General features: G+C 71.4%; 7 protein-coding genes. All 7 read right to left on the bottom strand.

Translation table 11 applies throughout. From position 1 onward, the window contains the following. Positions 1-1313, bottom strand: a 1313-nt coding sequence (locus WBL05_RS07185) for a hypothetical protein (RefSeq protein ID WP_424224786.1), incomplete at its 3' end; no start/stop codon positions are given. 89 nt (positions 1314-1402) lie between these two features. After that, complete coding sequence (locus WBL05_RS07180) at positions 1403-3454, bottom strand: hypothetical protein (RefSeq protein ID WP_424224784.1); 2052 nt, start codon at positions 3452-3454, stop codon at positions 1403-1405. Positions 3455-3487: 33 nt separating this feature from the next. Beyond that, positions 3488-4984 (bottom strand): MFS transporter, encoded by a 1497-nt coding sequence (locus WBL05_RS07175; protein WP_424224782.1) that lies wholly within the window; start codon positions 4982-4984, stop codon positions 3488-3490. Next, complete coding sequence (locus tag WBL05_RS07170; RefSeq protein WP_424224780.1) at positions 4977-6524, bottom strand: CCA tRNA nucleotidyltransferase; 1548 nt, start codon at positions 6522-6524, stop codon at positions 4977-4979. The genes WBL05_RS07175 and WBL05_RS07170 overlap by 8 nt, the downstream gene beginning before the upstream one ends. After that, the gene (locus WBL05_RS07165; protein ID WP_424224779.1) at positions 6454-7485 is read right to left on the bottom strand and encodes an EamA family transporter; all 1032 of its coding nucleotides are present in this window, start codon (positions 7483-7485) and stop codon (positions 6454-6456) included. The genes WBL05_RS07170 and WBL05_RS07165 overlap by 71 nt, the downstream gene beginning before the upstream one ends. An 11-nt stretch (positions 7486-7496) precedes the next feature. Further along, a complete protein-coding gene (locus WBL05_RS07160) occupies positions 7497-8273 on the bottom strand; it encodes an ECF transporter S component (protein WP_424224787.1) in 777 nt (258 codons plus the stop codon). 35 nt (positions 8274-8308) lie between these two features. Then, positions 8309-8772 (bottom strand): AAA family ATPase (locus WBL05_RS07155; RefSeq protein ID WP_424224777.1); only part of this gene is annotated, 464 nt, incomplete at its 5' end.

The following is an 8772-nucleotide window of genomic DNA, read 5'->3' as shown; positions in this document are numbered from 1 at the left end:
GTCTGGGCGGCTGCGCTGGACTGGGTGGTCGCGCCACCAGCGGGATGGGTGGTGGGTGTGGCGCCGAACCCGGCAGTGGTCGCCGGTACGGCAGTGGGGCTCGATGGCTTGGCGGGCGAAGCGCCCGCGCGGGTGCCGGCGACGAGTGGACGAACCGGGGTCGCCTCGAAACCGGCAACCGGGTCCCAGCCCTCGGTGAGCGGGCCCTCGGGAACCGCCGGGTGGTCGGGTGCGGTCTGGGTGGGCGGTACCGCCGTCGCACCGGACGACACCGCGGGATGGTCCGGTGCGGTCTGGGTGGCCGGGGTGGCGTCGAGCATGACCGTTGGGTGGTCGTCCCAGCCGGCAAGGGAACGCAGCACCGCCGGGGTGGCGGGGGTGGCGGCCATGCCGCGGTTCTCCCTGACCAGGGCCTCCAGCGACTCCTCGGCGCCGGTTGGCGGGGCGACGGCGGCCAGCGACTCCGCGATGTCCTTGGCGGTGTGCAGGCTCGGGCCGACCAGACCCAGTCCGGGACGCATGGCGGCCACGGCGATGGACGAGATCTCGGGATCGATCTGCCGGTTGAGTTCGTGCGGGGTCGGCCAGACCTGCTCGTTGGCCGTCCCGGCAGCTCCCGACTCGTCGGCCAGCGGGGCGGGCGGCAGGCCCCAGACCTGGCGCTGCGGACGGTTGGGCGGCACCGGCCAGTGGGCGGTCGTGGCGGCGTAGAGCAGGTGACCGAGTGCGGTGGCGTCGATGGCCTCCTGCTGAGCCCAGCTCAGTTGGTCGTCGCCGGGTTCGGGACGCAGCGCTGCGTCGATCAGGAAGCCGGCGATCTTCACGTTGCCGTTGGGGGTGACCACGACCGCGTCCGGGGTCAACCGCAGGTGGAACATGCCGCGGGCGTGCTGGGGTGCCAGCGCGGCGGCCACCTCGTGCATGATGAATGCCGCCTGCTGCCCGGTCAGCGGGCCGGCAGCCAGCAGCGTCTTCAGCGAGTCACCGACCGGGAACTCGCAGACCACCACCGACCACTGTTCCTGACCGGAGGCCTCCTGGGCGTCCAGCACCCGAAGGAAACGTGGATCGGCCACGGTCGCCGCGCGACGGGCCGCCTGCAGCACCCAGCCCAGTCGTTCGTCGTCGGCCTCGAGCAGGTGGATGAGCACGGGGCGGGACAGCACCTGGTCGACGGCACGCCAGGTCATCACGTTGCGGCTGAAGGCCAGCAGGGCCTCCAACCGGTATCGTCCCGACAGGACCAGGCCGGCGGTGACCGTCGACAGGTCCAGACGCTCGATTGGGTCGGAGGCATACTGGTCGTTCTCCATCAGCCCCTCCAATCGACTTCGGCTGGTCCTTAGTCTGCCCCAACGGGGGTGGGTTCAGTAACGTCCGGCTGCCGGTTTGCGGCAACCGCTCACGGGCTGCGCTGCTCCCGTCGGTCCTGCCTGACCGTCCTGACCCGCAGTGCGGTGCCCACCAGCAGCACCACACCGGAGGCGAGGATGAGCACCCAGGACAGCTGTCCCGCTGTGGTGCCGTTGACGATGAATGCGGTCCGTTCCCCGACGGGGTGGCCGCCCGCGGTCACCAACTGCGCCGACACCGCGACCCGCCCGTTGCCGTAGGTGTGCGGCTGCACCCGCACCGTGGACGAGTCGCCGGGCTCGACGGCGAACAGCTCGCTGTCGTCGACCGAGATCCGCAGCGGGTTCTGCGAGTCGAACAGGACGCGCACCCACACCCGCTGGGCGGTGTTGTTGATGACGGTCACCGGCATCAGGTTGTCGTCCTCGGAGGTGGTCACCCAGTCGCTGATCCGGAGCTGCAACGCCTCCGCCCCGAGCAGCCGGGACGCCGGCGCGGTGCTGCGGGCCAGCCAGTCGACCTGGGCGGCGGCGTCGCGGTCGAAGCGGGTCGACCAGGCGACGGCGATCACGTCGCCGGTCGGCGCCTCGGAGGTTGGGGCGGCATCAGGGTCCCCGGCCGCCGGCTCCTCGGCGTCCGGATCAGTCACCAGGTCACCCCAGGTGGCCAGCACGGCGGCGGCGGTGTCGGACGCCGCCAGCAGCTCCGCCGGGACCTCGACCGTCGGCACCTCGGACAGCCACAGCCCAGCCGCTTCGCCACTGCCCTCGATCACCGAGGCCACCGACTGCCGGGTCCGCCAGCCGGGCTCGGACAGCTCGGTCTCGGCCTGTACCTGGGAGTCGACCACGGTGGTCAGCACCAGGCCCTGCTGGGCCGCCACCAGTTGCGAGCTGAGCAGGACGCCCCGCTGTTGCGTCGCGCCCCAGTCGTCCCGCTGTCCGGTGCCGGCCACCTGCAGCAGGCGGACGCCGTTGTCGGCCTCCTGCAACAGTTGCGATCCGGCCAGGTTCCCGGCCAGCACCAGCCACGGCTCGGCCCCGCCGAGCAGGTCGAGGGCATCCACGTCGACCTGGTAGTCGGCCGGTGCCACCACCAGCGGCAGCCCGGCGAGCGGGTGATCCGCCGGCAACGCCTCGCCGGCCCGCTGCAGGATGTCGGGCCGCCCGGCCGCCGCCACCGCCGATACGTCGACCGACCCGTAGACGCTGCGGGCCAGCCGGTCCTGCCGGGCCACTGCGTCCAGCCGGGTGAGCCAGTCGGCGGCCAGTTCGGAGTTGCGCGCGCTGCCATCCACCAGGCTGCCGTCGGGCTGCAACACCTGGTAGCCGTCGGCCATCGCCGCGACCTCGTCGTACAGCGCCGGGTCGATGACGGTCAGCACCTCGTCCTGCCGGGCCAGCCGCAGCAGCGTCTCCAGCCGGCCGACGAGTGCACCGGCCAGCGAGTCGTCGCCGAAGACCGCCGGCCCGTCCTCACCGCCGGCCAGCGGCAGCAGGCTGGGACGGGCGTTGAGCACCACGACGGTGGCGATCGGGACGGTCTCGGTTCCCGGGTAGGGCAGGGGTGCGGTGGCATGGCCGAGCACGCCGTAGCTGCCGGCACCCGACCAGCCGCGAACCTCCACCCCCACCAGGTAGGCCGAGTCGGGTTGGCTGAGCCAGGTCTGCTCCTCGGCGTCCGACCCGAGTGCGGCGCTCACCGAGAACTCGGCGGTCTCGCCCGGCTGCAGCGGGTCGCCGTCGTTGATGACCTGCTGGGCGGGGGGTGACTCCAGCACCGCGCCGCCGAGTACCTCGCGTTCGAGGGCGGCGTCCAGTTGCGGCAACGACACGATCGGGGTGGCGTCGCGCCACAGGTGCACCGAGACCCCCCGCAACGGCTGGTCGGACTGGTTGGTGAGGACGCCGGTGATGATCAGGTTGCCGTCGGCCCGCAGCACGGTTGGGCTGATCGACGTCACGGTGATGGCCAGCTCGTCGTCCTGGTCGGCGAGGCTGGTGGGCGCGGTGACCAGCGCAAGTGCCGGAACCATCCCCAGCACCAGGAGCAGCCCCAGCAGCAGGCCGGTCAGGCCGCCGGTGCGTCGCTGGGTGGTCACCGGGCCATCCTAGGTGTCTCGACGCGGGCCCCGTCAGACCGACGGAACCGGGCGGCTGCCGCCATCGCCGAGCATCCGCAGGTCCATGATGGCGAACCCCAGTGCGATCAGCAGGATGAGCACGATCACCCCGTAGGCGGCGGTGAAGCCGACCACCCAGCTGGTGGACGCCAGCGAGAACAGCACGGCGGTGATCATCGCGTTGCCGATCGCGGTTCCGATGCGTTCGGAGACCTGCTTGACCGCGCCCGCGGTGCCGCCGACGGCCGGCGGGATGTGCTGCTGACTGAGGGTCTGGTTGGACGAGTTGATGACGCCGATGCCCCAGCCGGTCAGCACCAGCGGGACCGCCAGCCAGCCGTAGTGGATCTGCGAGCCGACGTCGTCCAGGAACGGCGCCATCACGATGGCGGCGACCATCCCGAAGATGTAGACGACAAAGGCGACCACGATGTTGCGCCGGCCGCGGTCGAGCACGCGCTCACCGGCCCACACCGACGAGTACGCCGAAGCCAGCGCGTTGGGCAGCCCGATCAGGCCGACGAGCAGCGCCGGCGCGCCGAGCCCGCTCTGCAGGAACAGCGCCAGCACCGCGAACACCGAGGTGCCGCCCAGGAACTGGGTGCCGGAGACCAGGATGCCGTTGGTGAACGAGCGGTAGCCGAACAGGTTCAGGTCGACCATCGGTTCGCGGCCGGCCTCCCGGTAGCTGCGCTCCCAGAAGACCCAGGCCACCAGCAGCCCGGCACCCACCGGCAGCAGCAGGAAACCCGCCGCCTGCTTGATCATGAACGGCAGCATGATGCACAGCACCACCAGCGACAACCCGACCATTCCGACCGGGTCGAGGTCGATGTAGGTGCGCACCGGCTCGCCGCGCCGGCGGGCCTCCCGCCGGGTGCGTTCGGCCCCGAACGGCAGCCAGCGGAACGCGAACGCGATCGTCAACAGGCCGATCGGCACGTTCCACAGGAACGAGGCCCGCCAGCCCGCGCCGGCACCCAGCCAGTCGATCAGCAGCCCGGTCAGCGACGGCGCGATGGCGACCGACGCCGAGACCACCAGCCCGAACAGGGCGAACGCCCGGGCGCGTCGGCGTCCCGAGAAGTACTGCAGGATCATGCCGTTGACCTGCGGTGACGACACCCCGGCACCGATGCCCTGCACCAGCCGCATGGCGTTCAGCAGGACCGGTTCGTGTGCGAACGCACAACCCAGCGATCCCAGGGTGTACAGCCCCACCCCCACCACGAAGCTGGTGCTGCGTCCGAACACGTCGCCGATCCGGCCGCAGGCCACCAGGACGATGCCGAACGCCAGCGCGTACCCCGACAGCAGCCACTGCAGGTCGCTCTCGCTGGCGCCGACGTCCAGCTCGATGCTGGGCAGCGCGACGTTGATCGAGCTGATCGCCATCATGACCATGGCCAGGTTGGTGAGCAGCGGCACCAGGATCAGGCCGCGCCGGAACAGCCGGTCGGTGCCCGGCACCCGGATCGGTTCGTCCGGGTTGCTGCCATGCTCAGTCATCTCGCTCCTCATCCGAGGCTGCGTCGTCGCCGCGTCCGCCAGCCTGCTGGTCGGCCCACCAGTCCAGCAGTTCGGCGCGTGCTCGCTCGGCGCCCAGTGGACCATCGGTCATCCGGCGTTCCAGCAGGAACTGGTAGGCGCGGCCCACCTCGGGACCGGGCTTGAGACCAAGCAGTTGCATGATCTGGTTGCCGTCCAGGTCGGGACGCATCGCGCCCAGCTCCTCGGCCGCGGCCAGCTCATCGATCCGGTACTCCAGCTCATCGTAGGCCCGTCGCAGCCGCTCGGCCTTTCGGACATTACGGGTCGTGCAGTCGCTGCGGGTCAGGATGTGCAGCCGTTCCAGCTGGTCACCGGCGTCCCGGACGTAGCGACGAACCGCGGCGTCGGTCCAGCCCGACGACGCCCCACCCGAGGAGCCCTCGGCGTAGCCGTGGAACCGCAGGTGCAGCGCGATCAGGTCGGCGACCGCCTTGACGACGTCCTTGGGGTAGCGCAGCGCGGTCAGCCGCTTGCGCGCCATCTTCGCCCCGACGATGTCGTGGTGGTGGAAGGTGACCTTGCCGCCCTCCACCGCCCGGGTGGCCGGCTTGCCGATGTCGTGCAGCAGGGCCGCCAACCGGACGACCAGGTCGGGCTTGTGGTCGGGGTTGGGTCGGCCGTCGATGTAGTCGCGGGACTTCTCCAGCTCGATGGCCTGCTCCAGCACGGTCAGCGAGTGCTCGTAGACGTCCTTGTGGCGCATGTGTTCGTCGCGTTCAAGTTGCATCGCCGGCAGCTCGGGCAGCACGATGTCGGCGATTCCGGAGCCGACCAGCAGGTCGAGGCCGGGTCGGGGGGCGTCGGTGAGCAGCAGCTTGCTCAGCTCGTCGCGCACCCGCTCGGCGCTGATGATCCGGATCCGGTCGGCCATCTGCTTCATCGCCGCCACCGTCTCGGGCGCGATGTCGAAGTCGAGTTGGGACGCGAACCGGGCGGCCCGCATCATCCGCAGCGGGTCGTCGCCGAAGCTGACCTCGGGTGGGGACGGGGTGCGCAGCCGCCGGTCAGCCAGGTCGGCCAGCCCGCCGTAAGGGTCGACGAACCGCCAGCTGTCGGGGCTGCCGCCGCTGACGTCCAGGGCCATCGCGTTGACTGTGAAGTCGCGGCGGACCAAATCTTCGGCGACGGTGTCGCCGAAGACCACCGCTGGCTTGCGGGAGTCAGCGCGGTAGGTGTCGGCACGGAAGGTGGTGACCTCGATCAGCCAGTCGCGGCCGTCGCGTTCGGCCTGGGCGCTGATGGTGCCGTAGTCACTGCCGATGTCCCAGACGGTGGGGGTGAACCGGCGCAGCAGCCGTTGGGTCTCGGCCGGCCGGGCCGAGGTGGTGAAGTCGAGGTCGTTGCCGAGCTGGCCGAGCAGCGCATCGCGCACCGAACCGCCCACCAGGTAGAGCTGGTGACCGGCGGCTGCGAACAGTTGGCCGAGTTCACCGATGATCGGGCTGGCCGGCAGCAGGGTCGCCAGGGCGGTCTTCTGGGCTCGGCTGATTTCGGACACGGCGTGACATCCTACCTTGACGGGTGCGCCCGGCAGCCTGGACGCGGGCGGCAGAGCTGAGGGTGGCACCGGCAGACGCCGTCACCACGCACAACAGGGCCAGCCAGTCGGTGACGCCGAGCACCTCGCTGAGCAGCAGCCAGCCAGCCACAGCGGCCACCGCGGGCGCCAGCGACTGCAGGATGCTGAACAGCGCCGGCGAGATCCGGCCGAAGGCCACCATGTCCAGGGTGTACGGCAGCACCGAGCTGAACACCCCGACGGCCAGGCCCATGGCCAGCACCCCCGAGGTCCACAGGTTCGCACCGCCGAACGCCACCGCTGGGCCGGCAAGCGTGACCGAGCCGAACAGGCAGGCCATGGTGACCAGATCGGCGCCGGCCCAGTGCCGGCGGGCCCGCACCCCGAGGGTGATGTAGCCGGCCCAGCAGGTGGCGGCGACCAGGATGAAGCCGACGCCGCGCGGGTCGAGCGCCACCGGACGCAGACCCAGCAGCGCCACCCCCACACCAGCCAACCCGGCCCACAGCAGGTCGAGTCGTCCCCGGGAGCCGATGATCGCCACGGCCAGCGGACCCAGGTACTCGATGGTGACCGCGATGCCCAGCGGGATGGTCTCGATGGCCAGGTAGAACGACCAGTTCATGCCGGCCAGCGCCAGGCAGTAGGGCAGGGCGGACAAGACCGCTGTCCTGGTCAGACCCGGCCGCGGTGGGACGGGCCGGCCGCGTAGCCGCTGCAGCCCGGCGCCGACGCCGCGCATGCTGAGCAGCACCACCGCGGCGAAGGTGAAGCGCAGCCAGGCGGCGGTGGTGGGCGGCACCTGAGCGAACAGCCCCTTGCCCAGCGCGGCCCCGATCTCCACACCGACCACCGAACCCAGCGCGGCCAGCACCGCCAGCTCGTGGGAGACCTGGCGGTTGGAGCTGGAGCTGGGGTAGGGGGCGGGCAGGTTCGGCATCTGCTGGCAGGCTACTCGAAGCGGGCCCGGCGGGCCGCGCGCCTCAGCACGCGGATGACAGGGGCTCCCAGGATGGTGACCAGCGCCACGTTGGTGATGGCCCGGCCGGCATTCCAGCCCATGCCGGTGACCAGTTCGTAGGCCAGGAAGCGCCGCAGGTTGTCCGCCGGACCGACGGCCGGGTCGAAGCCCTGCCCGCCGATGCCGACCGCGAATGGCCAGAACGAGAAGTCCATCAGGGTGCCGAAGACGAATCCGGTGATGGCACCGTAGCCAGCGAGCAGCGCGATCTCGGCGCGTCCGCCCAACCTGGGCAGCAGCCCAGCCACCAGCCCGGTGAACCCGGTCGCCAGCATCTGGTGCGGCAGCCACGGTCCGACTCCGCCGACGATCAGCGCGGAGGCGAACAGGGTGGTGTTGCCGAGCACGAAGCCGAAACCTGGACCGAAGACCCGGCCGCCGATGATGACCAGGAAGAAGACCGTTTCGAAGCCGGCGGTGCCGGCGCCCAGTGGACGGGTCACCGCTCCCATTGCGGTCAGGATGCCGAGCAGTGCGAGACCCTTGACGTCCAGTTCGTGCTGCGACAACTGGACGACGACCACCCCGAGCACCAGCGGCAGCAGCGCCGCCAGGATCAGCGGCGCCAGCGTGTCGGCGCCGAGCAACGCGCCGGGACGCAGGAACAGCGGCCAGGCGAACGCGAGCACCCCCATCAGCGCGGCTGTCACCAGCATCACCTTCGACCAGCCCCCGATCGGCAGCGCGGGGGTGGCCCGGCCGACCAGCGTGGCGGGGCGGTGCCGGTGCACGGCGGTGGCGGTCATGCCAGGCCTCCGAGGCTGGCCACCGGCACCGGGACGACCTCGTCCGGGGTGAGCACCGCAGAGGGGTGGAAGACCTTCGCCATCTGCGGGCTGAACGCCGGTGACGAGGTGAGCACGGCGCGGGTCGGGCCGTCCGCGACGATGTCGGCGTCGGCCATGATGATCGCCCGGCCGGTGGCGGCGGCGGCGAACTCCACATCATGGGTGCTGATCACCACGCAGGTGCCGCCGGCGGCGAGCCTGCCGACGATCCGGGCGAGCTGGGCCTTCATGGTGTAGTCCAGCCCGCGAGTGGGTTCGTCGAGCAGCAGCACCTTCGGCCGGCCGGCCAGCTGGATCGCCAGCACCAGGGCCAGCTGCTGGCCCTCGGACAGGTCGCGGGGGTGCCGGTCGCCGGGCAGTTCGACGCCCAGCCGGGTCAGCGCGGCCGCGGTGGTTCCGGCCGGGACGCCGGACTCGT

The sequence above is a fragment of the Brooklawnia sp. genome (assembly GCF_049651565.1).
Classification (GTDB): Bacteria; Actinomycetota; Actinomycetes; order Propionibacteriales; family Propionibacteriaceae; genus Brooklawnia.
The sequence above is the reverse complement of the archived record's forward strand: the minus strand, read 5'-3'. Positions and strand labels throughout refer to the sequence as shown.